The sequence below is a fragment of the Streptomyces mangrovisoli genome, from assembly GCF_000974985.2.
Classification (GTDB): Bacteria; Actinomycetota; Actinomycetes; order Streptomycetales; family Streptomycetaceae; genus Streptomyces; species Streptomyces mangrovisoli.
Map to the genome: position 1 here is coordinate 31,328 of NZ_LAVA02000097.1, position 25,208 is coordinate 56,535.

General features: G+C 72.6%; 19 protein-coding genes. 9 read left to right on the plus strand and 10 right to left on the minus strand.

Annotated features, from left to right (window positions below):
- Nucleotides 1–95: 95 nt before the first annotated feature.
- The 4 genes from WN71_RS32610 to WN71_RS32625 all read right to left on the minus strand — a co-directional run bounded on the left by WN71_RS32610 (nt 96) and on the right by WN71_RS32625 (nt 3,590).
- A complete protein-coding gene (locus tag WN71_RS32610; RefSeq protein ID WP_420856551.1) occupies nt 96–1,367 on the minus strand; it encodes an MFS transporter in 1,272 nt (423 codons plus the stop codon).
- Nucleotides 1,368–1,384: 17 nt separating this feature from the next.
- Nucleotides 1,385–1,927 carry an ArsR/SmtB family transcription factor gene (locus tag WN71_RS32615; protein ID WP_046591927.1) on the minus strand — a complete coding sequence of 181 codons (543 nt, stop codon included), beginning with the start codon at nt 1,925–1,927 and terminating at the stop codon, nt 1,385–1,387.
- A 228-nt stretch (nt 1,928–2,155) separates the two neighbouring features.
- Nucleotides 2,156–2,791, minus strand: a complete 636-nt coding sequence (locus WN71_RS32620) for a hypothetical protein (RefSeq protein WP_046591926.1) — start codon at nt 2,789–2,791, stop codon at nt 2,156–2,158.
- Between the two features lie 229 nt (nt 2,792–3,020).
- Nucleotides 3,021–3,590 carry an RICIN domain-containing protein gene (locus WN71_RS32625; protein ID WP_079178289.1) on the minus strand — a complete coding sequence of 190 codons (570 nt, stop codon included), beginning with the start codon at nt 3,588–3,590 and terminating at the stop codon, nt 3,021–3,023.
- A gap of 249 nt (nt 3,591–3,839) precedes the next feature.
- On the opposite strand from WN71_RS32625, the gene WN71_RS32630 reads away from it, so the two are divergent.
- The 6 genes from WN71_RS32630 to WN71_RS32655 all read left to right on the plus strand — a co-directional run bounded on the left by WN71_RS32630 (nt 3,840) and on the right by WN71_RS32655 (nt 13,408).
- Nucleotides 3,840–6,674 carry a tetratricopeptide repeat protein gene (locus WN71_RS32630; protein ID WP_167382979.1) on the plus strand — a complete coding sequence of 945 codons (2,835 nt, stop codon included), beginning with the start codon at nt 3,840–3,842 and terminating at the stop codon, nt 6,672–6,674.
- 144 nt (nt 6,675–6,818) lie between these two features.
- Complete coding sequence (locus WN71_RS32635; protein WP_046591924.1) at nt 6,819–7,223, plus strand: peptidoglycan-binding domain-containing protein; 405 nt, start codon at nt 6,819–6,821, stop codon at nt 7,221–7,223.
- Between the two features lie 347 nt (nt 7,224–7,570).
- Nucleotides 7,571–8,212, plus strand: coding sequence for a hypothetical protein (locus WN71_RS32640; protein WP_046591923.1), 642 nt, complete (start codon nt 7,571–7,573; stop codon nt 8,210–8,212).
- 188 nt (nt 8,213–8,400) lie between these two features.
- Nucleotides 8,401–9,897 (plus strand): MFS transporter, encoded by a 1,497-nt coding sequence (locus WN71_RS32645; RefSeq protein WP_046591922.1) that lies wholly within the window; start codon nt 8,401–8,403, stop codon nt 9,895–9,897.
- A 203-nt stretch (nt 9,898–10,100) separates the two neighbouring features.
- Complete coding sequence (locus tag WN71_RS32650; RefSeq protein ID WP_046591921.1) at nt 10,101–10,697, plus strand: hypothetical protein; 597 nt, start codon at nt 10,101–10,103, stop codon at nt 10,695–10,697.
- Between the two features lie 251 nt (nt 10,698–10,948).
- Complete coding sequence (locus WN71_RS32655; RefSeq protein ID WP_079178291.1) at nt 10,949–13,408, plus strand: RICIN domain-containing protein; 2,460 nt, start codon at nt 10,949–10,951, stop codon at nt 13,406–13,408.
- A 48-nt stretch (nt 13,409–13,456) separates the two neighbouring features.
- On the opposite strand, the gene WN71_RS32660 is transcribed toward WN71_RS32655, so the two are convergent.
- Both WN71_RS32660 and WN71_RS32665 read right to left on the minus strand, forming a co-directional pair.
- Nucleotides 13,457–15,976: an ABC transporter permease gene (locus WN71_RS32660; protein ID WP_079178292.1), complete on the minus strand. Its 2,520-nt coding sequence runs from the start codon at nt 15,974–15,976 to the stop codon at nt 13,457–13,459.
- Nucleotides 15,973–16,665 carry an ABC transporter ATP-binding protein gene (locus WN71_RS32665; protein WP_046591920.1) on the minus strand — a complete coding sequence of 231 codons (693 nt, stop codon included), beginning with the start codon at nt 16,663–16,665 and terminating at the stop codon, nt 15,973–15,975. The genes WN71_RS32660 and WN71_RS32665 overlap by 4 nt, the downstream gene beginning before the upstream one ends.
- 333 nt (nt 16,666–16,998) lie before the next feature.
- On the opposite strand from WN71_RS32665, the gene WN71_RS32670 reads away from it, so the two are divergent.
- The 3 genes from WN71_RS32670 to WN71_RS32680 all read left to right on the plus strand — a co-directional run bounded on the left by WN71_RS32670 (nt 16,999) and on the right by WN71_RS32680 (nt 21,239).
- Complete coding sequence (locus WN71_RS32670) at nt 16,999–18,381, plus strand: sensor histidine kinase (RefSeq protein ID WP_240529847.1); 1,383 nt, start codon at nt 16,999–17,001, stop codon at nt 18,379–18,381.
- Nucleotides 18,378–19,070 (plus strand): response regulator, encoded by a 693-nt coding sequence (locus WN71_RS32675; protein ID WP_046591919.1) that lies wholly within the window; start codon nt 18,378–18,380, stop codon nt 19,068–19,070. Before WN71_RS32670 ends, WN71_RS32675 begins: the two co-directional genes overlap by 4 nt.
- Before the next feature lie 120 nt (nt 19,071–19,190).
- Nucleotides 19,191–21,239, plus strand: coding sequence for a hypothetical protein (locus tag WN71_RS32680; protein WP_046591918.1), 2,049 nt, complete (start codon nt 19,191–19,193; stop codon nt 21,237–21,239).
- 39 nt (nt 21,240–21,278) lie between these two features.
- Here WN71_RS32680 and WN71_RS32685 read toward each other — a convergent pair whose 3' ends face one another.
- From WN71_RS32685 to WN71_RS32700, 4 genes are all read right to left on the minus strand, one after another.
- On the minus strand, nt 21,279–21,968 hold the full coding sequence (locus WN71_RS32685; RefSeq protein WP_046591917.1) for a response regulator: 690 nt from the start codon (nt 21,966–21,968) through the stop codon (nt 21,279–21,281).
- A complete protein-coding gene (locus tag WN71_RS32690; protein WP_046591916.1) occupies nt 21,965–23,092 on the minus strand; it encodes a sensor histidine kinase in 1,128 nt (375 codons plus the stop codon). The genes WN71_RS32685 and WN71_RS32690 overlap by 4 nt, the downstream gene beginning before the upstream one ends.
- A gap of 309 nt (nt 23,093–23,401) precedes the next feature.
- Complete coding sequence (locus WN71_RS32695) at nt 23,402–24,562, minus strand: PP2C family protein-serine/threonine phosphatase (RefSeq protein WP_046591915.1); 1,161 nt, start codon at nt 24,560–24,562, stop codon at nt 23,402–23,404.
- A gap of 113 nt (nt 24,563–24,675) precedes the next feature.
- Nucleotides 24,676–25,119, minus strand: a complete 444-nt coding sequence (locus WN71_RS32700) for an ATP-binding protein (RefSeq protein ID WP_046591914.1) — start codon at nt 25,117–25,119, stop codon at nt 24,676–24,678.
- Nucleotides 25,120–25,208: the final 89 nt, after the last annotated feature.

Below are 25,208 nucleotides of genomic sequence, written 5' to 3' on the forward strand. Positions count from 1 at the left end.
CGGTCGCCATCCTCGCGGCCGACTGCTTCGGGCCGCACGAACGTCACCATGTGGCCGCCCGCTCCGGCCTCGCAGCGCGGACTTTACCCCGCACGTTATACGGCCCCTTCCCGCACGGGAGCACCGGTCTCCGGGTGATCCGCGTCGCCGGCGGGGGCGGCGGCACGCAGCGCCGCCTCGACCCGGCGGTTGCTGGTCATGGTCGCGGTGACGGTCGTCATGGCGAGAAGGAGGCCCGCGGCGGCGTAGAGCGGGGTGCGTACGTCGTAGGCCGAGGCCAGCCAGCCGCCGAGGAAGGCGCCGAACGGGGCGGCGCACATCGCGAGCATCCGGGAGGTCGAGGCGACCCGGCCCATCAGATGGGCGGGAACGATCGTCTGGCGCAGGGAGGGGCCGAGCACCATCGTCGCGCCCATGCCCGCTCCGCAGACGGCGAGCGCGAGCCCGGCGACATACGGGTTCGGGGCGGCGGCCAGACCCAGGATGGCGAGGCCCTCGACCGCGGCCGTGCAGGTGAGCGCGGCGCCGGTGCCGAGTCGCCGGCCGAGGAAGGAGGCGATGCCCGCGCCGAGCAGACCGCCGGTGGCCTCCGCCGTCAAGAGGAGGCCGAAGCCGAAGGTGCCGGTGCCGGTGCCGAGACGCTCGTGCGCGAAGAGGACGAGCACGGTCTCGACGGCGAGAAAGGCGATGTTGCCGACGGCCGGACGCAGCGCGAGCCCGAGCAGCAACCGGTCCCGGAAGACGTACGAGGCTCCGGCCCGCGCCTGCCGCAGCAGCGACTCCCGGGCCTGCGGTACGGGCCGGGGTGCGGCGGGCAGTGACCGTACGAGCAGCGCGGAGAGCGCGAACGACACGGCGTCGGCGAGCAGCGGGACCGCTCGTCCGAGGGTGAGCAGGGCGCTGCCCGCAGGCGGCCCCGCGAAGCCGGACGCGGCGGTCTGGGCGCCGCGCAGACGGGAGTTGGCGCTCTCCAGGAGTACGGGGTCGCGGCCCAGCAGGTCCGGCAGGTAGGCCGTGGCGGCCGTGTCGAAGAAGAGTCCGCCGAGGCCGAGCAGGAAGGCGACGGCCGCGAGCAGCGCGATGCTCAGCGCGTCGAGGGCGGCCGCTGCCGCGGGTGTCGCGAGGAGCACCGCACGCGCCGCGTCCATGACCCACATCGTGCGTCGCCGGTCCCAGCGGTCCACCAGCGCGCCGCCGAGCACCCCGAAGAGCACCCACGGCAGCGTTCCGGCGGCCGTGACGACGGCGAGCGCCATCGGGTCCCGCGTCAACGTCAAGGCGAGCAGCGGCAGCGCGGCATGGGTCACCCCGTCACCGAGCGAGGACACCGTCTGCGCGGTCCACAGCCGTCCGAACCCGGTCGGCAACTTCCTGATGTCTGTGCTCACTTGGCGCCCCCTTCAGCCTGCTCACGCGATGACGGGTGGAACAGTGCGAAGACGAGTGACGCGTCCGGCAGCGAAGGATCGGACAACTTCCGGTACTCGTCGGCCAGTTCCTCCAGGCGCGCCCCCAGTTCGGCGAACTGCTCGTCGGTGAGCCGGAGATGGGCCATCCGCACGTGCCGCTCGCCATCGGCCGGCGCCGCCTCCAGGTCCGCCACCGCGTGCCGCATCAGCACATCCGGCCCGCCCTCGCCAGGGTCCGGCAGGACGATGGACCGCGCGGCCATGGCGTAGTACCGCTCGGTGACCCCGCGGACCTTGCGCGTGCGCACCACCTTCACCAGGCCTGCTCGTTCGAGCAGCCGTACGTGGTAGCTGGAGCTCCCCTTCGCGAGGCCGACGCGGTCGGCGATCTGCGTGATCGTCGCGGGCTCGAAGCGGAGTACGGCCATGATCCGGTGCCGCGTGAGGTTGGAGACGGCGCGCAGTTGCTCGCCGGTGGTGACGTGCAAGGCCTCGGGGAGATCGTCGTCAGTAGGCATGGAGCAATGGTCAACGATTCTTGACCATTGGGCAAGCGGTTTGACCGAACTCGCGCTTGGGGCGGCGGGGTTGCCCCGCGAACGGCTCGGATGCGGCCCGGGGCGGAGCGGGGGCGGCCCGGGACGTGGGCGACCCGGGACGGGTGCGGAAACGGTTGGCGAGTCGGCGCACGGGTCTGGCCACGCTGTCAGCGGTCTGGGCCCGTCGTCAGCGGTCCGACCGCGGCGTCAGCGGTCCGAAAGGGCGGCGGTGCTCCCGCCGCGACCCTTGAGCCAGACGGCGATCTGCCACTTGCCCTGAGGATGGTCGTAGGGACTGTCGTCGAGCACGATCTGCTCCATGCGCCGCAGGATGTTCTCCGAGCGGTCCGGGTGACCCACGGCGAACACGTCGACACCGGCCTCCCCCGTGGAGGCGACGATGTACACACTGCTGTCGAGCGCCATCATGGCGAACGCCGGGTGGCCCGCGCGGACGCCGAGGAACGCCGATGCCGCGCCCCGGCCCATGATGTCCCAGCGGTCCAGGAGCCGGACCCGGGTCCAGAGCATCGGCGCGTCACTGCCACTGTGCAGATGCTCCTGAGCGGCCCGGTGCGACCGGGTGCCCTGCGGAAGCATGACGAGGAACTCGCGCCGGTGGTCGAGAAGGCCCGAGGAGACGGCCAGGTCGTACCAGTCGGCGTTGAGCCGCTCGACGAGCCGTGGAGTCGCGTACGGGTGACTGAAGCCGCCGGTCACGTCCTCGACACCGTATCCGCCGGCGAACGGGATGGTCCCGGCCGGCACAGCGTCGGGGATCACGTCGAGGCCGGCCCGCCGAAGCGCCCGGTACACCTTGCGCTCGCGCTCCTGAGTACCCATCGGCCCCTACTTCTAGCAGGCCCGACGCGCCACGAAGCCGCCGCCCCCGCTCCCCCCATGACGGGGGGCGCGCTCAGGCTTCCGGCGCGCCGACACGCAGGTGGGAGTCACTGACTCCGCGACCACTGCGGCGCCGACGACTTCCGGCAGCGCATCGGATGGTGGGAGTCGACACACCGCCCGCGTCACCCAGAGCATCGTCGGCGCCGACGTGGGACTCACCGCCCCGTCAGAAGTTCGCCGTCACCCACATCTGCTCGGGATGCGTTCCGTCGCTCTCCCCTTCGCAATTCCACTGGATGGCTCCGACGCCCTTCACCTTGCTCCCGCTCCCGATGGCCATGCACTGGCTGGTGTCCACGTTCTTCCAGTGCCACGTACTGCCGCCGTGAATCCAGAACTGCTCAAGGTGATTCGCACTCGCCTCGCAATTCCACTGGATGACCTTTTCGCCGTTTCCCGCGGTCCCGTTCCCGATCGCCAGACAGAGACCGGAGTTGACGTTCTTGATCGCGGTGATCGTGTCCTCGTCGGTCACATAGGTCCATTGCTGCTCGGCATGTCCCGACTCGCAGTTCCACTGGATCGCCTGCACGCCCTGCGTCTTGCTGGCACTGCCGATGGCAAGACACAACCCACTGTTCACGTTCTCGATATACATCGCGGAAGCCGCGGACGCAGAAGACACCGGCACGGTGACCAGACCCAGAACCATCGCGGAAACCGCGGTCGCACACCGTAAATACATGCCCACCTTCCTTTTCACCAGGCCCGGTTGAGGCCCATCATCGTGGCGCATGATTCCCACCTGTACCAGTTGTGTTCAGGTCATGGCGGTGAGGTCACGGGAAACACCGGTCATGGCCGGGTACTTCGCCGACCTTGTCGGCGGTCACCGCAACAACCAGGCACCGCTGAACCCGGGCGCCACTCAAACCAGGCGCCCGCGACGCACTGCCGCAAAGGCCCTGCGAGTGGTCGCCGCCCCCTGTCACAGTGGGACGGAGGACGAGAAGCGCGGGGGCAGGCGATGGCTGAGAGTCCGAGCATGCAGGAGTTGATACGCCGTCGCCGGCGGTCCGGGTTCGTGGGGCGCAGGGCGGAACTCGCGGACTTCCGCGGCAACTTCGCGACGGAGCAGGATGACGAGCGACGACGGTTCCTGTTCAACGTCCACGGGGACGCCGGGGTGGGCAAGACCCTCTTGGTGGAGCAGTTCCAGCGTGTGGCCCGGGACGACGCGGGTGCGGTCACCGCGCGGGCCGACGAGAAGGCGGAGGGGCTCGTCGCCACATTGGAGACGCTGGTTCGGCAGTTGGCCCCGGGGAGCGCGGCGAAACAGTTCGACAGGGCCTTGGCCGCGTACCGGCAGCAACTGCGAGACGCGCAGGCACCGGCGGACCCGGCCGCCGAGGGTTCCTCCGCTGCGGGCAGGATCGCGGCCGGCGTGGGCCTCGCCGTCGTACAGAGCCTGCCTGTGGTCGGACCGCTGGCCGGCACCGTCTCGGCCGACGAGGTGAGCCAGGCCGCTCACCGGGTGGGAACATTCCTCGGCGAACGCGGTCGCGCCGCCGACGCTCTCCCGTTCGGGCCCGCCGAGGCGCTCACCCCGCCGTTCGTGGAGCTCCTGCAGCGCCTCGCCCGTGAAGTCTCCTGGGTCGCCCTGTTCTTCGACACCTACGAGCGGACCGAGGTGTTCCTCGGCACGTGGCTGCTCGACCTGGTGGAGGGCCGCTACGGCGACCTGCCGGCGAACCTGGTCGTCACGGTCGCGGGTCAGCACCGCCTGCACCCGGGGGCCTGGGCCCCGTACCTGGATGCCATGGCGTACCTGCCGCTCCTGCCCTTCACGGAGGAGGAAACCCGCCAGCTGCTGCTGGACAAGGGCGTGACCTCCCCGCCCGTGGTGGAGGTGATCCTCGCGGTCACCGGCCGTCTGCCGGTGCTCGTGGCCACCCTCGCGGAGAGCCGCCCGTCCGACATTTCCCAGGTCGGGGACTCCGCCGGTGACGCCGTCGACCGCTTCCTCAAGTGGGAGCCGCAGCAGTCACGCCGTACCACGGCCCTGGTCTGCGCCCTGCCCAGGACGGTGAACCAGGACGTCGTGGACGTCCTCATCGACGGGCAGGACGGGGTGGAGCTGTACGAGTGGTTGAGAGGCATGCCGTTCGTCCAGGACGAGGCCGGAAGCTGCCGTTACCACGAGGTGGTGCGCACGGCGATGGTACGGCTGGAACGGACCCGCTCGCCGCAGCGTTGGCGGGCGCGCCACCGCCGACTCGCCCGCGCCTGGCGTGGCTGGCGCGACGAGCAGCACCAGGAGGTCACAGAGGGCTGGTGGAACCCGCAGTGGCAGGACTGCGCCGTCGAGGAGGTCTACCACGTGCTGTGCGGGCAGCGGGACGGCGCGGTGCCCGAGGCGTTGCACGCCGCGGTGCGCGCGGCCGAGGTCGGTCCGGTCGTGGGGCGACGGGTCGCCGAGGCCATGATGCAGGCGGGAGCGGACGCGGACGCGGACCGGGTCCGGCAGATCGGGCAGGCCCTTGCCGCCACGGTTCAGGACGAGTCGCAGGACTGTTCGGCTTTCCTCGGTCTTCTCCTCGAGGACGGCCGGCTGGACGGTACGCACCGGGCGGCCGCCCTGTCCGAGCGGGCGTGGCTGCATCAACTCGCCGGCCGTATGGAGCTCTGCCTGGACGACGTGAACAGGCTGGTGGCCCTGGAGCCGGACAACGCGGGCCCGTTGATACGCCGAGGGTTCGTCCTCAGGCTGATGCGGCGTCACCAGGACTCGCTGGCGGATCTCGACCGCGTCCTGGCGGAGCTGCCGGACAGCGCCGTCGGGCTGGTGGAACGCGGGCTGACACTGGAGGAGCTGGGCAGGGACGAGGCCGCGCTCACCGATTACGACAGGGCTGTGGCGGCAGCGCCCGGCCATCTCGGCGCCCACATCTCCCGGGCCCGTCTGCTGTGCCGCAAAGGCCGCCTTGCCGAAGCGCTCGTGGGCTTCGACGCAGCCGCGGCACGGCATCCGGATTCGGTGCGGGTCCTGCTCGAACGAGCCGAGTGCCGTTGCGCCGCGGACCGCATCGACGAGGCACTCGACGACATCCGGCGCGCGCTCGTCCTCGCCCCTGACAAGGCCCGTGTGCACGCCAGGCACGGCTTCCTGCTCTGCCGGCTCGGCCGCGCGGCCGAAGCGGTCCAGGCCTTCGACCTCGCGCTGGAAGCCGATCCGACGGACGTATGGGCACTGACGTGGCGCGGGTGGGCGTACTTCCGGCTGCACCAGGACGACTCCGCTCTGGTCGATCTCGACCGGGCCGTGGAGATGGCGCCCGACGGCGATTGGCAGGCCGCCGCCCGGGGGTGGGTGCGCTGGGGAGTCGGCCGCTACACGGATGCGCTGCCCGACCTGCAACGTGCCGTCCTCCTGGACCCCGACTACGCATGGGCCTGGGCCGGCCTTGCGTTGACGCTGATGTGGCAAGGTCGCCCGGGAGAGGCCCACGAAGCGCTGCGTCGCGGCATCCAGGCCTGGAGCCGGAACGCTCCGTACGCCCAGGAACTGACCGACCGAGCCTTCGGCCTCCTTGAACGGCACCATCGGCGGGACGACGAGGTGCTGCGGGAGGTGGCCCGAGCCGCTTCGGCCTGGCTCGCACAGAACCGGTGGGACGGCATCCGCACCATCGTGCTCCCGCTCCTGGCCAGAGGCAGACTGTCGCTCCTACGCGACGGCGTGGCACTGCTCCGGTACACCAGGTCCATCATCCGCGCACACCCCGACACCGGACCACGCTATGGCGCAACGGTCGTGGCCCTGGTGGACACGGTCGTACGGGAACTGCCGGAGGCGCGGAGCGACGAGCCCGCCGGTTAGACGGCGGCGCGGTCATCTGGCGGAAGCACCCAGAGGGCGCGCGTCGCCTTCTCGCGCTCGCTCAATGCCGCGGGCGCGTGCGTGCGGGCTCTGTTTCGGGACCCGTCCGGGCTGCTGGACTGCTGGGCGGAAAGGAGCGTAATCATGTGGGGAAAGTTCTGCAGGGTCGCCGTGGCGGCACTCCTGCTCACCGCCGCGACCGAGAGCGCCTACGCGGCCGAGGCAGGGCCGGCCGCCGCTCTGCCGCGGTGCAGTCAGGCGAAGAGCTACCACCAGGCGACGGTGCCGGCGAGCCCCTTCGGGGTCGACTGCCTGCTGACCGTCGGCTCCCAGGGCCCGGGCGTCGTCGCCCTGCAGCGCTCGCTCCGCAGGTGCTACGGCTCGACGATCGCCGACGACGGCATCTTCGGGCGGCGCACCCAGGACGCGCTCAGGTACGCCCAGCGGCAGGCCGGCACCGAGCCGGACGGGGTCTACGGCCCCAACACCAGGAGGGCCATCAAGCACCATCCCGATCAGTGGCACATCCGGTGCAAGCGCGTGCCGTAGCCACCGCGCCACGAGACGAGTTCGGGCCGGGGTACCGCGGCCGCGAGGCCCGCCGCGCGGAGACCGACCATGCCCCGGCCCTTCGCCGTGACGTCACCGATCACCGATCACCGCTGCCCTGGTGCCGTGGTGCCGGCCACCCGACGCACCCGGCCACAGTCGGCGACGTTCCAGTCAATCCCGGGCCTTTCTGTACTTATGTCTCATTGCCCGTACATAGCCGCCTACCCTACGAACCTCGTCGCGAGCGAGGTCCCGACGGGCGAGAGCCCCCGGGAAGGCGCCGCGAACGCGCGACCGCACGAGCACGAGCACCAGCACCAGCACCAGCACGAGGGGGACTGTCCATGGATCGAGCCCGGACCGCCGCAGCCACCGCCGCCCGCCCTGAGACCCGGTCCAACACCAGGACCCGCACCAGCATCCGCGCCTGGACCCGTATCCGGACCCGGCGGACCACGACCTGGCTGGGGGTCGCGGCGACACTCGCCCTCGCCATCGTCGGCACCGCCGCACCCGACGCCTCCGCCGCGACCTACCGGTACGACTGCCGCCGACTCGCCGGAGCCGGCTCGTACAGCAGCCCGTTCCAACTCGGGAACGTCACCGGGCGCACCGTCGTCGCCGTCAACTGCCCGCCGCTGACCTCCGGAGTCCCCTACAACCACCGCTACTTCGCGTTCACGCTGACCCGGGCCGCCCGGGTGCCGTCGCTGGTCGGAGCCACCTTCCAGCTCAACTCGGCGCAGAGTTCGGCCGTGAACCCGTCGCTGAGCCGGGGGCCCGTGACCTGGCTGCACACCTCCGCCGGGATCTGGACGCGGGACCGGTCGACCGGTGCCCTCAACGGGCGCTACCTCCCGCTGGCGCCGTACCCGGGCGGCGGGGTGCTCCCGGCCGGGACCTACCGGGTCGACATGCAGAAGCTGAGGTCGCCGCTCTCCTCGCTGAGCACTCCGTGGTTCAACGTGGTGGTGGCGGTGTCCTGAGCCGGGTGGCGGGTTCCGGCCCCGGGGGCCGAGGGCTGGGGGCTGGGTTCCGGGGGCCGGGTGCCGGGTTCCGTGCACGGGTGGTGCGGGCCGCCGGGTCCGGCCCCCGCGGCGGCGCCCACCGGCTACGACGCGCGCGGAACGGCTCCTTCCACGCGTTGGGCGCGGTGGCTGCTTAGCGTGACCCCATGACCACAGTCCAAGCCCTGCCCGCCCCCGACCAACGGCGGTGGAAGGCGCTCGCCGTCTGTCTGACGGCGGGCTTCATCTCCCTGCTCGACACCTCGATCGTGAACGTGGCACTGCCCTCGATGGAGCACGGGCTGTCCGCCTCGGAGGCCGCCCAGTCCTGGGTGGTCTCCGGGTACGCCCTGACCTTCGGGCTGGTCCTCGTCCCGGCGGGTCGGCTGGGCGACATGCGCGGGCGGCGCCAGGCCTTCCTCGTGGGCCTCGCCCTGTTCACGCTGGCCTCGGGGGCGTGCGGTCTCGCTCCCGGAGCCTCCTGGCTGGTGCTGTTCCGGCTGATCCAGGGCGCGGCGGCGGGCATGGTCGCCCCGCAGACCTCGGGGCTGATCCAGCAGATGTTCCAGGGCGCCGAGCGGGCCAAGGCGTTCGGGCTGCTGGGGAGCGTCATCGGTGTCTCGACGGCGGCGGGCCCGCTGGTCGGTGGCGTGCTGATCGACGCGGTGGGCACCGACGACGGCTGGCGCTGGGTGTTCTTCGTCAACCTGCCCATCGGGGTGGCCGCGTTCGCCGCGGGCCTGCGCCTGCTGCCCCGCTTCCCGTCCACGGGCAGGCGGGAGGAGTTCGACCCGTTCGGTGTGCTGCTGCTCGGCAGCGCGGTGCTGGCGCTGATGCTGCCGCTGGTGCAGGAGCAGCAGTGGACCGGGCGGCTGAAGTGGGCGCTGCTTCCGGTGGGCGCGGTGCTGCTGCTCTCCTTCTGGGCGTGGGAGCGGCGGCAGAAGGAGCGCGGGCGGGCCCCGTTGATCGATCTGGACCTGTTCGCCCTGCGTTCCTTCACGCTCGGCTCCCTGATCAGCCTGACCTACTTCGCGGGTTTCACCACGGTCTTCTTCGTCTACTCCCTGTTCCTCCAGAACACGGCCGGATACAGCGCGCTGGCGGCCGGTCTGTCGGTGCTGCCCTTCGCCGCCTCGTCCGCGGTCGGCGCCGCGATCGGGGGCCGGCTGGTGATGCGCCACGGACGCAAGCTGGTCGTCGTCGGTCTTCTCGCCGTCGTGGTGGGGCTGTTCGGAGTGATCGTGGCGGTGGGGCTGGTGCCCCTGGAGAGCGTCGGCTGGGCCACGGCCCTGCCCATGGTCGTGGGCGGGATCGGCTCGGGACTCACCGTCTCCCCCAACACGACCCTCACGCTCACCCGCGTGCCCGTACGGCGGGCGGGCGCCGCCGGAGGGGTCCTGCAGACGGGGCAGCGCATCGGCTCGGCGGCGGGCATCGCCCTCGTGGGTTCGGTGTATTTCGCCCATCAGGCCGGTCACACCCGTTCCGTGACGGCGATTCAGCTCGGGCTGCTCACCGCCGCGGGGATGAGCGCGATCGCTCTGCTGCTGGCCGTCGCCGACCTGCGCGTACGGCGGGCTCACCCCGAGCCGGAACGCGCCGCGCCGACCGCCCGGCCGGGCTTCGAGGAGGGCGACGCGGAGGAAGCGGTCCGGCGCGGCTGACTCACCGTCATTTCGGGTGGCCGACAGACCTCGACTCCAGCACGGCTGACCAAACACGACTCCAGCACGGTCGGCCGCCCGCCCCTTGGACACGGCGTACACGCAACGGCCGAGCCGGCCCGGGCCGACTCTGTCGGTACCGGGCCGGCTCTGTCGGTACCAGGCCATAGGGTGCGCGCCAACATCTCCAAGGAGGGGGTTCCGTGGGATTCTCGGGTCACCTGGTCTTTGCCCGCAGCGATCGCCCACTGCGCGACGCACCCGTCTTCGCCGGCATCGACGAGGAGCAGCAGGACACCGTGCACGCCTGGCCTCCGCGACCGGGCGACTGGCAGACCCTCCAGTTCGATCACGAGCGGTGGGAGGACGACGACTTGTCCGCACTGGTCGGCTGGACCGGCGCCCCGGCCTGTGTCGCGGACGTCTCCGACAGCGACGTCGCCCTCGTGACCGGGCTGGGAACCGACGGCCGGCGTTGGCAGGCGTGGCTCAACCTGGACCACGCCGCGGCTCTCCTCGCCGAGGAACCCGAGGACCTGGACGACGTGAGCCTGTGGGTGTCCACACCCGAGTTCGCCGAGGCCGTGCGCCGCAAGCGCGCGGAGCTCGAAGCGGATGTGCCGGCCGACGCCGAGGGCGCCCTCCTGTGGGCTGCCGACGCGGGCGTCCCGGCCGCCGCGCGGCAGTCCCGGATCGAAGAGCTGCTGCGGTCCCAGGAGACGTTCGTGGAGGACCTCTTCGGCGCGCTGCTGGACGAGTTGGGATTCCCGGAGGCCGCGGAGCCCGCGCCGGAGCCGTAGCCGGAGCCGGAGCCGGAGCCGTAGGAAGTCCTCCGCACCGATCGCACTCCCCCGCGCCGGACCGAGAACCTCGCACACCGTCCCGACGCTGTGCGAGGTTGTGCGCTTCCTCTGGACACTCTTGATGGTTCATGTTGTCATGCTCACTAACACTCCGCTTTCCAACGTTGAAAACCCCAGCTTCCGTGGCGCCGCCCGCGGGCTCGTGGGTTCTTGTCTGTTCACGTGTCGGATCGTGCTCGGAGGCGCTCATGTCCCTGGACCGCAGGCACTTCGTCGCGAGCGCGCTGACCGTCGTCGGGGCGGGCGGCATCCCGCTCGCCGTGACCGGCAGCGCGCAGGCGGCGGGCGGCGGCGCACACGCCGCCGCGGTCTCCCGCGTGGCGGCGGCCGAAGGCGGGCTGTACTCGCCGAACGCCGCGCCCCTGGCGCCGACCGCCTTCCTGCGGCTGCCGCCCGGAGCGGTGACCGCGCGCGGCTGGCTCGACACCCGGCTGCGTCAGCAACTCGCGGGCCTGTGCGGCCAGTACGCCGCCCTCTCGCACTTCCTCGTCATGTCCGACAGCGGCTGGGCGCACCCCGAGCGCACCGGCTGGGAGGAAGTGCCGTACTGGCTGCGCGGGTACGTCGACCTGGCGATCCTCACCCAGGACGCCACGGCGCTGGCCGCCGTACGCCAGTGGATCGACGCGATCGTGGCCACCGGCCGGTCGGACGGCTGGTTCGGTCCCACCGCGCTGCGCACCTCGCTCGGCGGCGGCCCGGACTTCTGGCCCTTCCTGCCGCTGACCTGGGCCCTGCGCAACTGGCAGGAGTACAGCGGCGACAGCCGCATCGTCCCGCTGCTCACCGGCTTCTTCCGGTTCATGAACGCGCAGGGCGCCTCGGCGTTCAACCAGAGCTGGGTGTCGGTGCGTTGGGGCGACGGACTGGACAGCGTCTTCTGGCTCTACAACCGCACCGGCGACGCGTTCCTGCTGGACCTCGCCGACAAGATCCACGCCAACGGCGCGAACTGGGTCGACAACCTGCCGTCCCTGCACAACGTCAACATCGCGCAGGGATTCCGCGAGCCCGCCCAGTACGCGCTTCGCTCGCCGTCCACGACGCTCACCCAGTCCGCCTACCACAACTACACGTCGGTGATGACCTCGTACGGCCAGTTCCCGGGCGGCGGGTTCGCCGGTGACGAGAACGCCCGGCCCGGATTCGGCGACCCCCGTCAGGGCTTCGAGACGTGCGGCATCGTCGAGTTCATGGCCAGCCACCAACTGCTGACCCGGATCACCGGCGACGCGGTGTGGGCCGACCGCTGCGAGGACCTGGCCTTCAACTCGCTGCCCGCGGCACTCGATCCGGCCGGCAAGGCGGTCCACTACATCACCGGCGCCAACAGCGTCGACCTCGACAACACCCCGAAGTCCCAAGGGCAGTTCCAGAACGGCTTCGCCATGCAGGCGTTCATGCCGGGCGTCGACCAGTACCGCTGCTGCCCGCACAACTACGGCATGGGCTGGCCCTACTTCACCGAGGAGCTCTGGCTCGCCACCCCCGACAAGGGGCTGGCCGCCGCGATGTACGCACCCAGCCAGGTCACCGCGAAGGTCGCCGACGGCACCGCGGTGACCGTCACCGAGACCACCGACTACCCCTTCGGCGACACGGTCACCCTGACCCTGTCCGCGCCGAAGCCGCTCGCCTTCCCGCTGTATCTGCGCATCCCCGGCTGGTGCGGATCCCCGCAGGTCACCGTCGCGGGCACCGCCGTCTCCGCCACGGCAGGACCGTCCTGGACCGTCGTCACGCGCACCTGGAAGAACGGCGACACCGTGACGCTCCGGTTCCCGCAGTCGACGACGCTGCGCACCTGGACGGGCAACCACGGCGCCACCGCGGTCGACCACGGGCCCCTCACCTACTCGCTCGACATCGGCGAGAACTACGTCCAGTACGACGGCACCACCCGGTTCCCCGCGTACGAGGTGCACGCCACCACGCCGTGGAACTACGGACTCGCCCCCGACGAGGGCACTTGGACGTTCAGCCGGAGCGGCGGCCCGCTGCCCGCCGACCCCTTCGACCGGACCGCGACACCGGTGCGGATCGGCGCGCCCGCGCGGCGGATCGCCGAGTGGCAGGCGGACGACCAGCACGTGGTCGCCCCGCTCCAGGACTCACCGGCCCGCACCGCCGCGGCCGTCGAGACCGTGACGCTGATCCCGATGGGCGCCGCCCGCCTGCGGATCTCGGCCTTCCCGACCACCTCGACGACCGGCCACCTCTGGCAGCCGGCCGCGGCCTACCGGCTGATCCGCAACAAGAACTCCGGCAAGGTCATGGGCGTGGACCTGATGTCCACGGCCAACAGCGCCCATGTCGTGCAGTACGACGACAACGGCACCGCCGACCACCTCTGGCAGCTCATCGACAACGGCGACGGCTGGTACCGCATCCGCAACAAGAACTCCCAGAAGGTACTCGGCGTCGACCTCATGTCCACCGCCAACAGCGCCCACGTCGTGCAGTACGACGACAACGGCACCGCCGACCACCTCTGGCAGCTCATCGACAACGGCGACGGCTGGTACCGCATCCGCAACAAGAACTCCCAGAAGGTACTCGGCGTCGACCTCATGTCCACCGCCAACAGCGCCCATGTCGTCCAGTACGACGACAACGGCACCGCCGACCACCTCTGGCAGTTCGCCTGAGGTCGCGCCGTCCGCCGCCGCGTCGCCGTCACCGGCCGGTGGGCTCGTTCACTCCGTGCGGAGCGCCGTGGCCGTGCGGACCCTGGCCGCCCATCCGGCCGGACCCAGCGCCCCCAGTACGGCGACGAGCGCGCCGGCCACGCCCAACAGGACCAGTTCCGGGGTGCCGTAGACGTCGAGGACCGACGGGGGCAGGCCGGTGTCCGCGGCCCTTCCCATGACCGGCAGGACGTAGCCGTGCAGGGCGAATCCGGCGGGGACGCCGACGAGTCCGCCGACCACGCCGATGCCGACGACCGAGGCGAGCACGTAACCCACCGTCTGCCGCGGGGACATGCCGACCGCCTTGCACACCCCCAGGTCGTGGACGCGCTCGCGGGTGTCGAGGACCACGGAGTTGAGGACGCCGAGCCCCGCGACGGAGACCAGCATGAGGGTGAGGAGCGCGGCCATCGCCTCCAGGATGACGATCATGCCCCCGCCCTCCTGGACGGATTCGGCGAAGGCGTCGCCGCCCAGCGGCCGGACCGCGGCGCTCAGCTTCGTCGCGTAGGCGGCGGGAGTGACACCGGACTTGACCTCGATGTGGAACTCCGTGGGCGCGGCCTTCGTGAAGCTGGCGAGGTCGGCGTGGACGTCCATGCCGTCGTTCGACGAGTCGAAGGCCTCGCCGACGATGCGCAGACTCACCGTCTCCTTCTCGAAGGTCACCCGCACGCTGTCTCCGATCTCGGTGCCCGTCCGTTCCAGGAAGGCGGTGGGCACCACGACCTGGCCCCGGCCGGAGAGCCAGTGCCCGTGGATCATCTCGTAGGCGCCGGGGCGGGAGTCGCCCTGGTAGAGGGTGGCCCGGACGGTGCCCGAGACGCCGGGCACCGTGGCGTCGCCCTCGGTCGTGCCGTAGTACGAGGCGGTACCGGACTGTGCCGCGATCGCCGCACGCACCGCGGCCGGATCGGCCGGTGTCTGTTCGCCCGCGCCCGAGGCCGCGGGCGCCTGCTGGGGGCCGGCCGGGGCCTGGTGCCGCTGCGGGCCCCCGCCCCCGGACGCACCGGTAACGGCCGTGACATCGGCCCGGTTCTGCGGATCGTCCGCGGCGCCCACCGCGTTGAGGGACTGGGTCAAGCCCACCGCGAAGGTCGCGGCCACCGTCCCGAAGGTCACCGCGAGCACCATCGCGAGGGCGCGGACGGGATGGGCGAACGGACTCGCGAGGCCGTACGTCACCGGTCGCGGCAGCGGGAGCCGCCCGGCCGCGCGGTGCGCCCACCGGCCGCGTGCGGTGCGCGGAGCGCGACCGACGGCGATCGCCTCGATGGTGTGCAGCCGCCCGGCCCGCAGTGCGGGCACGAGCGCCGCGACCCCGACGACCAGCAGCGCGCAGGCCGGCACCAGCACGTCCACCCACCACGCCACCGAGAGCGAGACCGTGCCGTACACGGACTCGGTGTCGGCCAGCAGCGGGAGGGCCAGCAGGTTACCGAGGACGACCCCCAGCGCGATGCCCGCGGCCGCGGGGATCAACGCCTGGGCGACATAGGCCCGTACGACTTCGCGCGGGGTGAACCCGATGGCCTTGAGGATGCCGATCCGGCGCAGGCCGGTGCCGACGGAGCCGCTGATCACGCTGCCGACGATGATCACGGACATGACGAGGCCGAGCACACCGAAGGCGAACAGGAACGGGATCGTCACCGACGCGTTCCGGTTGGCCTGGTGCTTGGTGTCCAGCCATGACGTGGCGCCGGTGAGCGCTCCGGCGGGCAGCGCCGCGGCGATCTTCTTGCGGTCGTTCGCCATCCGGGACTTCGTGCCGGCCGAGTCGAAGCGGTAGAGCATCTGGCTCGCGAGGGCGGCCCCGTCGGAGGCCAGCGCCCGGACCTGGCCGGGGGTCGCCCACATGTCGGCGCTCTGACCGGCGGACAGCGCGAAGCCGACGACGGTCAGGGTCTGCGCGTCCGCGTCCGCCGAACTCTTCAACGTCGAACCGAGTCGGAGGAAGTCGCCGGAGAACGAGTCCGACAGCACGACCTCACCCTCTTTTCGCGGCCACCGGCCGGACTTGAGGTCCAGCTCGTCGACGGTCCCTCCCGGATCGGCGCGGCCGACCAGCGTCAGGGAGGGCAGGTGCCCGCCGTTGCCGTCCACCGGACTGATCGTCGTGGACGGGAACGGTCCCGCGCTCGCCGTGACCCCCTCCAGGTGGCGGGTGGCAGCGAGTTGGGCCGTGGTCGCCTTGTCCGGGTCGAACGTGGCGGTGAGGTGCGGACCGTGCTGGCGCGCGAAGGCGTGGTCGAAGGGGGCGTCGGTGGCGACCATGAGGGACCCGGCGACCACGGCCGCGGCCACCGCCATCATCGTGGCCACGGCGATCACCAGCGTCTGGACCCGCCGTCTGCCGACGCCGGAGCGCACCACCCGGCCGAGAGCACCGCCGCCGATGCCGGAGCGCAGCACACGCTTGAGCGAGCCGCCGTCGATGTCGGGGCGCGCCGCACGCTCGGGGGCACCGCCGCCCGTGTCGGGGCCCGCCGCCGGCCCGAAGCCATCGCCGTCGGACCCGGTCATCGGACGGCCTCCGCGCGGGTGTCGAGCGCGATCCGGCCGTCGACCAGGTGGATCGTACGGTGCGCGCACGCGCGGGCCAGCTCCAGGTCGTGGGTGACCAGGACGACGGTCTGGCCGCCGCGGTGCAGATCCACGAGCAGTTCGCGCACCTCCTGTCCCGACGCGGTGTCCAGCGCGCCGGTCGGTTCGTCGGCGAGCAGGAGGGCCGGGCGGTTCACCAACGCCCGCGCCACGGCGACCCGCTGGCGCTCTCCGCCGGACAGCCTGCCCGGGTAGGCGCGGGCGTGCTTCTGGATGCCGAGCACGTCCATCAGCTCCCCGGCGCGGGATGCCGCCGCCCGCCGGGAGGCCCCGGTCAGCTGGGCGGGCAGCTGGATGTTGTCGACGACGGTGAGGTCGTCGAGGAGGTTGAAGAACTGGAAGACCATGCCGATGCGGGTACGGCGATGGCGGGCGAGGGCGTGCTCGCTGAGCCGGTCGATGCGCTGTCCGGCCACGGTCACGGTGCCCTCCGTCGGCCGGTCGAGACCGGCCACGAGGTTGAGCAGGGTGGACTTGCCGCTGCCCGACGGGCCCGTGACCGCGAGGGCCTCGCCCTCCGCCACCGCGAGGTCGACCGGGCCCAGCGCCGGTGCGTCGGCGCCGCCGTACCGCTTGGCCACGCCCTCCAGTTCGATCACGTGAGTCATGGGTGTGTGTCCGTCCTTCGGGGTCGTGGGGCGCTGCCCTGTGCGGATGCAGCTGCCTTGCAGTTGCGGCTCAGGCCCAGGCTGCGGCTGCGGCTGCGGCTGCGGCTGCGGCGCGGTCGTGCCCGCGGCTGCGGTCGTACGCGGCGGTCGCGCCGCGAATGCGGTGAACGTACGGGCGCGGACGGCGGCGGCGCGTCGGCCCTGGCACCGACATGCCGCCCACCCCGCGCAGGACCCGGGCGCGGGGTCATCCTCAAGACGTACGCCTGAGGGACAAGGGGCTGGTCACGCAGGGGGACGTCCACCCGTGCCGCGGGGCCGCACAATGTGCGGATGGAGAAGGAGGACCCGTACGGGGGGCCGCACGCGGCACGGTGGGCGGGCACATGGCGAGAGCGGGCCGGCGACGCGCTGCGGCCGGGCACGTGGTGGGGCCATCTGCGCGAGGCGATGCGCCCGGAGGCGGAGGAACCCGCCCCACTGTCCCGGCGGGCGATCCGCCTGGACGTGCTGCTGGCGATCGCGCTGACCGTGGCCGCGCTGATCGTGGCGGCACGCTATCCGGGCGACGGACCGGTACGGGTCACGCCAAGCCCCAGGGCCGGCGCCACCGGCCTCGACGCCCCCTTCCCGCCGGACGCCCCCGTTCCCGGTCTCCAGTACGAGACGTCCCCCTCCACCGCGCCCTGGCTCCTGGTGGTGCTGTCGGCCCTGCCCCTCGCGGCCCGGCGCCGCTATCCGCTCCTCACCTTCGGCGTGGTCGCCACCGCCGCCCTGGCCATAGGCGACCGCGTCTCCTGGATCAACGTGCTGACGTGCAGCATCGGCGCCTACGGGGCGGTCTCCCACAGCCGCTACCGGCGGCGCGCGATGGCCGCGCTGATCCTCGCCGCAGTGCTGGCCGGAGTCGCCTTCCGGGACTCGGACCCGGTCCTGCCCGGCTGGTCGAGCCCCGCCGTCGTGCTCCTGGTCGTCGGGGTGCTGGCCAGTCTCGTCCGGCTCGGACGGCGGCGGCTGGAGGCCAGCAGGAAACGCTTCACCGACCTCCAGCAGGCCCAGGAGGCGGCCATGCGCCGGGCCGTCGAGGAGGAGCGGGCCCGGATAGCCGCCGAACTCCACGACGTCGTCACCCACAATGTGAGCGTGATGGTCATCCAGGCGGGCGCGGCACGCAAGGTCATGGACGCGGCCCCCGACCGGTCCAAGGCGGCACTGCTGGCGGTGGAGGCCGGCGGCCGCGCCGCCATGGCAGAGCTCCGCCATGTGATGGGCCTGCTCGCGGGGCCGTCCGCGGGCAGCGACACCCCCGCGGACGGCCTCGAACCGCAGCCCGGTCTCGAACAGCTCGACGCCCTCGCCGAGCGCGTGCGCTCCGCCGGGACGCCCGTCGACCTGACCGTGTCCCTGCCGCCCCGTCCGCTGCCGCCCGGAGTCGAACTCACCGTGTACCGCGTGGTCCAGGAGGCGCTCACCAACACCATCAAGCACGCCGCGGGCGCCGCGGCGACCGTGGCCATCGGCTTCACCGGGTCCTGGCTGGAGATCGAGATCACCGACACCGGAGCGGTCCGGGACTCGCCACCGGTCGACGGCAACGGCCGCGGCCTCATCGGGCTGCGCGAGCGCCTCACGCTCTACGGCGGCGAACTGACCGCCGGTCCGACGCTCGCCGGCGGCTACCGGGTCACGGCCCGCGTCCCGTGGGAGGCACTGTGAAGGGGCCCGCCCCGCTGCGCGCGGTCATCGCCGACGACCAGGCGCTGGTGCGCACGGGTTTCGGGATGATCCTCGCCGCCGACGGCATCGAGGTGACGGCCGAGGCCTCCGACGGCGCCGAGGCCGTCGACGCCGTCCGGCGCACCCGGCCCGACGTCGTCCTCATGGACGTCCGGATGCCGCGCATGGACGGCATCGAGGCCACCCGGCGCATCCTCGGCGACCCGCCCGACGGCTGCGAAGGCACCCGCGTCGTCATCCTCACCACGTACGACCTCGACCACTACGTGTACGCGGCGCTCACCGCCGGGGCGAGCGGCTTCCTGCTCAAGGACGTCACCCCAGAACACCTCGTGGCCGCCGTGCGCCTCGTGCGCTCGGGCGACGCGCTGCTCGCACCCACCATCACCCGCAGGCTGATCGAGCGGTTCGCCCACCGGCAGGAGTCCCCGCCGGCCGGCCCGCACGCCGACCTGTCCGAGCTGACCCCGCGCGAACTGGAGGTGCTGCGGCTGCTGGCGACGGGCCTCAGCAACGCCGAACTCGCCGACCGCCTCTTCCTCAGCCCGACCACGATCAAGACCCATGTCGGCCGCATCCTGTCGAAGCTGGGCCTGCGCGACCGCGTCCAGGCCGTCGTCCTCGCCTACGAGAGCGGACTGATCGCTCCTCAGGGCCCGCCCCACTGAGCCAACGGGAGTTGAACATCTCGCGTGGTCCGGGTGTACAACTCTTCCCCCTCCTTCGGAGTCGAACTGGCTACACCAGATCGCCCGTCGGGGCGAACGTCCCCGGGGGGAGACCGGCCCATGATGATCCGTCGGCTGTGCGGCGTCTTACGCGTGCGCGGCGTGAGCGACCTGCTCCTCGTGTTCCTGCTCGGCGCCGGCTTCGCCGCGCTGCCGGTGTGCGCGCTGCTTCCCTCCCTGTGGGGGTTCGTGGCGGCGTCGGCCGTGACGTACGTGGTGGACGAGGTGCTCCATGTGCGCGCGCCGACTCTGGTGCGGCGGCTGGCGGCGCTGCACCTCGACCGGACCATGCGGTTCGCGATCCGCACGGTGATGCTGCTCGCGCTCGCCAGCCGCATGGCAGCGCCGGACGCCGTCCTGGTCACCGCCCTCGTGGTCGTCAGCGCCCACTTCGCGATGATGATGCTGTACGCCGCCGTGCACCACGCCGTCCGCAGGCGCCGGGCGCTGCCGGTGGTGGTGCGCAACCTCGACATGAGCGAGCTGCCGATACCGCGGCAGCCGCCCGCCGTGCTCTACCGGCGCCATCTGCGCAAGCTGCTCCACCTCGATCTGCCGACCCACGTCGGGCTCCTCGCCGCGCTCGCCGCCGGCACCTGGGAGCCGGCCTTCGCCGGTTTCACCCTCACCGTCGTCGTGAGCGCGGTGGCGGTCGTGGCGATGCTGGACCAGTACCGCAGGACGCGCCGCATCCCGCCCCGGCAGGAGGTGCTCGCCGAGGTCAACCGCCAACTGGCCGTTTACCGGCCGCAGATGGCGCTCTACTTCAACTTCGCCGCGATCTCCCGTGACTTCATGTACCAGGTCGACATGTGGACCGAGACGCTCGAACAGCTCGACCTGCGACCGGTGATCATCCTCCGCGAGAGCGCCTCGTTCCGCCACCTCGGCCGCACCCGGACCCCGGTGGTGTGCGTGCCCGCGGCCGCCGACCTCGCCGAACTCGAACTCTCCGACGTGCGGGTGGTGTTGTATCCCGGCAACGCCGGCAAGAACGTGCACATGCTGCGCATGGCCGAGGCCAAGCACGTCTTCATCGGCCACGGCGACAGCGACAAGCTCGCCAGCAGCAACCGGGTGAGCAAGGTCTACGACGAGATCTGGGTGGCCGGCCGCGCGGGCCGCGACCGCTACCGGCGGGTGCGGCACGCGATCAGCGACAGCGCGATCGTCGAGGTGGGCCGCCCGCAGCTGGCCACGATCCGCCTGCACGCCGACCACGTCCCCGGCCCGGTTCCCGTGGTCCTGTACGCGCCCACCTGGGAGGGCTGGAGCGACGACGACTGCCACACCTCCCTGATCCCGATGGGCGTCCCCCTCGTCGAGGGACTCCTGGCGCAAAACGTACGGATCCTCTACAAGCCGCACCCGCTCACGGGCAAACGCTCGGCCGAGGCCCGGGCCGCCGACAAGGCGATCCGCGAACTGCTGCGCGCCGACAACGCACGGCACGGCGCCGCACAGACCGAGGCCGCCACCGCCGCCGCGCGGCTCCGGCTGCGGGAGATCGAAGCCCGCCTCGACGAACTGTCCGGCCGGCACGGCGGCGACCCCGCCGAGCAGATGCGCGAGGCACGGCTTCCCGACCACCTGCGGGCGGCCGAGTGGGAGGAACTGCGCGCCGAGTGGCACCGGATCTTCTGGGAGAGCCGAGGCCCCGTCCCGCACAGCGTGATACGCCACCAACTCCCCACCCTCTACGAGTGCTTCAACCAGGCGGACATCCTCGTCAGCGACGTCTCCTCGGTGGTCGCCGATTTCGTGGCCGGCCTCAAGCCGTACGTCCTGACCAACGCCGACGACCTCCCCGACGACGAGTTCCGCTCGGCCTACACCACCGCGGGCGGCGCCTACCTCCTCGACCGCGCCTGCACCCGCCTGCCGGAGATCCTCGACTCCGTCCGCGCCCCGTACACCGACCCGATGGCCCTGCACCGCCGCACCTTGAAGGACTACGTCCTCGGCCCCGACCGCCCCACCTCCATGGAACGCTTCAACTCCGCGGCCAACGCCCTGGCTTCGAAGGCAGAGACGGAACGAGCCGAGGCCGTGTCCCGGACGTACGGGGAGGGTTCGGCGGACGCCCTGGAGCAGAGCGGGCTCGGGTGACGGTCCGGGTGCCGGGCCGGTGCCACAACCGCCGGGGATTCAGCGCCTGTTGTCCGGGCCGCCCCCGGGCGCGGGCGGTACCAGGCCGCTCTCCCAGGCCCAGGCGGCGATCTCGACGCGGTTGCGGGCGCCGAGTTTCGTCTGGACGCTCGACAGGTGTGTCTTCACGGTGGACAGCGACAGGTGCAGGGCCGACGCCAGTTCCTGGTTGGTGGCGCCGCGGGCGAGCAGGGCCACCACCTGGCGCTCCCGGTCGGTCAGCGGCTGGGCCGGGGCTTTCGGGGGGCCACCGCGGTCGGTCATCCGGGACAGGAGGCGGACCGTGACCGCCGGTGCGATCAGGGACTCGCCGTTCACTGCGGCGCGGACCGCCTCGACCAGGAGGGCGGGACCTGAGTTCTTCAGCAGAAAGCCGACGGCGCCGTTGCGCAGCGCGGTGTGGACGTATTCGTCCTGGTCGAAGGTCGTGACCACCACGATCCGCGGGGCCCTCGTGCCGCCGGCCGCGGCCTCGGCGTTGAGCCGCCGGGTGACCTCCAGGCCGTCGACGGCCGGCATCCGGATGTCGAGCAGGCACACGTCGGGCCGGACGTCCCGGGCGAGCTCCAGGGCCTCCCGGCCGTCGGCCGCCTCGGCCACCACGTCGATGTCGTCCTCACGCTCCAGGATCAGCCGGAATCCGGCCCGGACCATGTCCTGGTCGTCCGCGATGAGGACCCTGATCGTCATGGTGCCGTGCTCCCGCGGTCGGTGCGTGCGGCGCTCAGGGTGGCGGGGAGCAGCGCCTGGACCTGCCAGCCGCCCTCGGGCCCAGGTCCGGCGGTGAGGCTGCCGCCCAGCGCCTCGACCCGTTCCGCCATCCCCGCCACGCCGAATCCGCCGCCCTGGCTCTCGGGGGCGGGTGCGGCGGACCGGCCGTCGTCGCGCACGGTCAGGCGCAGGCCGTCGGCGCCGTACGGCTCCAGGGAGACCTTGACCCAGGTCGCGTCGCGGGCGTGCCGCCGTACGTTGGTCAGCGCCTCCCGCACCACCCGGTGCACGGCCGCCGCGGACGCCCTGTCGACGCGGGCGGCGAGGCCCGGCGCGAGGTCGAACTCGGCCGGGGGCCCGGTGCGGGAGAAGGTGTCGACGAGTTCGCGCACCTCCTTCAGGCCCGCGACGGGCTCGGTGCGCGCGCTGTCGCGCAGCAGGCCGACCAGCCGGTGCATGGACGCGAGCGCCTCGTCGCCCTCCTTCTCGATCCGGGCGAACGCCTCGGTGCCCGGTCCGTCGGCGCCGGTCCAGCGGCCGGCCTGGGCCAGAACCACGATCCCGGCGATGTGGTGGGCCACGAGATCGTGCAGCTCCCTCGCCAGCTCCCGTCGCTCCTGGCCCCGTACCGCCCGCAGCTCGGCCAGCCGCCTGGTGTCGTAGGCGCGCAGGGACAGGGTGTGGGCGCACACGAGCGCCGTCATCGTGGCGGCGGCCAGGGTGAACGGTCCCGGGTGGGCGTCCCGGGCCGGTGCCCCGACCGCGGCCACCGCCAGAGCCGCCCCCAGCCGCGCCGCCGTAGGCGCCGCGCTGCGCCGCAGGACCGGGCCGAGCAGCAACAGCAGGGCGAGCGACTCGCCGAGGCCCCAGTCCCGCAGGGAGCGGTCGACGCTGAGCAGGACGACGGTGGTGGCGAGCGAGACGGCCGCCGCCACGGTTCCGCGCACCTCCAGCCGCACCCCCGGCCAGGGCACCGCGCACAGGCATACGACGACCCCGGCGGCGAGCGCGATCGCCCGCGGCGCGGTCGGCTGGCCGCCCAGGACGACGCCCTCGGCGGCGATGAGCCCCGCCAGGACCGCGGCGACCGCACCACGGGCCACCGCGCCGCGGACCCGGCGGGCCGAGCGGGGCGGGGGATCACGGGGCGGGGGATCACTGCGCGTTTCGGGAAACATGGTCATCCGAGTCCGGGTCGACAGCTCCCAGCACAGCGCACGGCCCGGGAGCGCGCAATCGGCCGGGCTCCGCGGGCGCGCTGTCGGGTGACGGCGAGGTGCCTTGCGGGATGTGCTGCACGGGGTGCCGTGCCGGGCGGCTGTACGGGTGCCGTAACGGGCGGAGCTGCACGGGGGTGCCGTACCGGGCGGCTGCACGAGGTGCCCGAGGCCCCCGCGCTCGCCCCCGCGGGGTCAGCGGGCCAGCGCGAGGAGGGCGAGGTCGTCGCGGTTGCGGTCGCTGAAGCGCGCGATGTCGGCGGCGAGGTGCGCGACGACGTCCGCCGGGGTCGGCTCGGTGCCCTCACCGAAGCGGTGCCGGAGCCGCTCCTGAAGCGGGTAGAAGCCGCCGTCGGCGTCCCGGGCCTCGCTCGCGCCATCGGTGTGCAGCAGCAGGACCTCGCCGGGGCGCAGGGTGTGCCGGGCGGGCGCGCCGTGCACCGTCTCGCTGTCGACTTCCGCCCCGGTCCCGGCCGCGGCATGGCCGCCCCTCCCGGTCCCGGTGCCCGGCAGATCGCCCAGGCCGAGCGGCAGGCCGGGGCCCGCGCTCAGCTCCCGGACCTCGCCGGAGCTCACCAGCAGCGGTTCGAGATGGCCGCGGTTCACCACGGTCACCCGGCCGGTGGCCTGGTCGTACTCCACGAGCGCGGCCGTGACGAACAGCTCGGCGTCGTCGTCCCCGGCGGACTGGCGGCGCAGGCGCCGGTCGAGGCAGGCCGCGACGGCGCGCAGATCCGGTGCCTCGTGGGCCGCCTCACGGAACGTGCCCAGTACGGCGGCCACGGTGCGCACCGCCCCGAGCCCCTTGCCGCGCACGTCGCCGATGAGCACGCGGCAGCCGTACGGGGTCTCCTCCACGTCGTAGAGGTCGCCGCTGATCGGGGTCGCGGCGTCCGCGGGCCGGTACAGGCCGCTGGCGCGCAGCGGTCCGACCCGCTCGGGTACGGGCTTGAGCAGGGCGGCGTGCATGGTCTCGGCCACGGAGCGGGCATGGACCAGTTCCTGGCTGCGCCTGCGCCGCTCATGGGCGAAGGCGCAGCTCACCGCTCCGATGATCGCCGTGGTCGCGTAGGCGGCCAGATGGTGCTGCTCGACCAGGTGGCCGACCCGCGCGGCGAGGCCGACCTCCAGAGCGACCGCGACGAGGGTCGCCCAGGCCGTTCCCGCGGGCCCGGCGGAGAACGCCGTACACGCGGGGAGCGCGATGAACAGGAAGCCGGCGGCGACGTGCCGCGGCAGGGAGGCGTCGAGGCTCAGGTCGGCCAGGACGAGGAGCGCGGGGAGCAGACGTACCCAGGTCGCGGGCTGCTCGGGGCGCTGGTGCAGTCGTACGCCGACTGCGGCAGGCAGGCGCATGGCCAGGGGCTCCTTCGGCGTCGGGAGAGGCGAGGCGGGCGCGGGCGGGCGCGGCACGCGCGCTTGCGCGCCCGGGCCGACGGACAGGCCCGGGGGCCGCCGCTGCGAGTGGGTCAGGCCCCGCACACGGGGTCGTCGGCGGGGTGCAGGTGGAACCAGAGCCATTTCCCGCAGTCGACCTGAGCCCAGCCCCAGTCGTCGCTCTCGCTCTCCAGCAGGTGCAGCCCCCGACCGGACTCGGCGAGCCGGGCGTCGGCGCAGTCCGCGGCCTGGGGACGACCGGTCGCACCGTTCTCGGGAGTGTCGGGGTCGTCGTCGTAGACGGCGCAGAAGACCGATCCCGAGCCGCGGTCCGCGGCGAGTTTCACCCTCACCCGCGCGCTGTCGGTGTGCTTGACGACGTTGGCCACCGCCTCGGTGACCAGCAGCTGACCGCGTTCGACGATCTCCTGGTCGTGGCGGGCGACGACGGCGACGGCACGGCGGGCCTGTGCCGCGGCGGCGGGGTGCGGGACGAGGACCAGTTCGATGCAGGGGCGCCGGTCACGGGTGGGCACGAGAATTCCTCCCGGGTCGAGGACGTGGGGTGTCGGGCGGTGCCGGTGGGCGACCGCACAGCACTTCACGCTAGGTCGGCCGGGAGCGC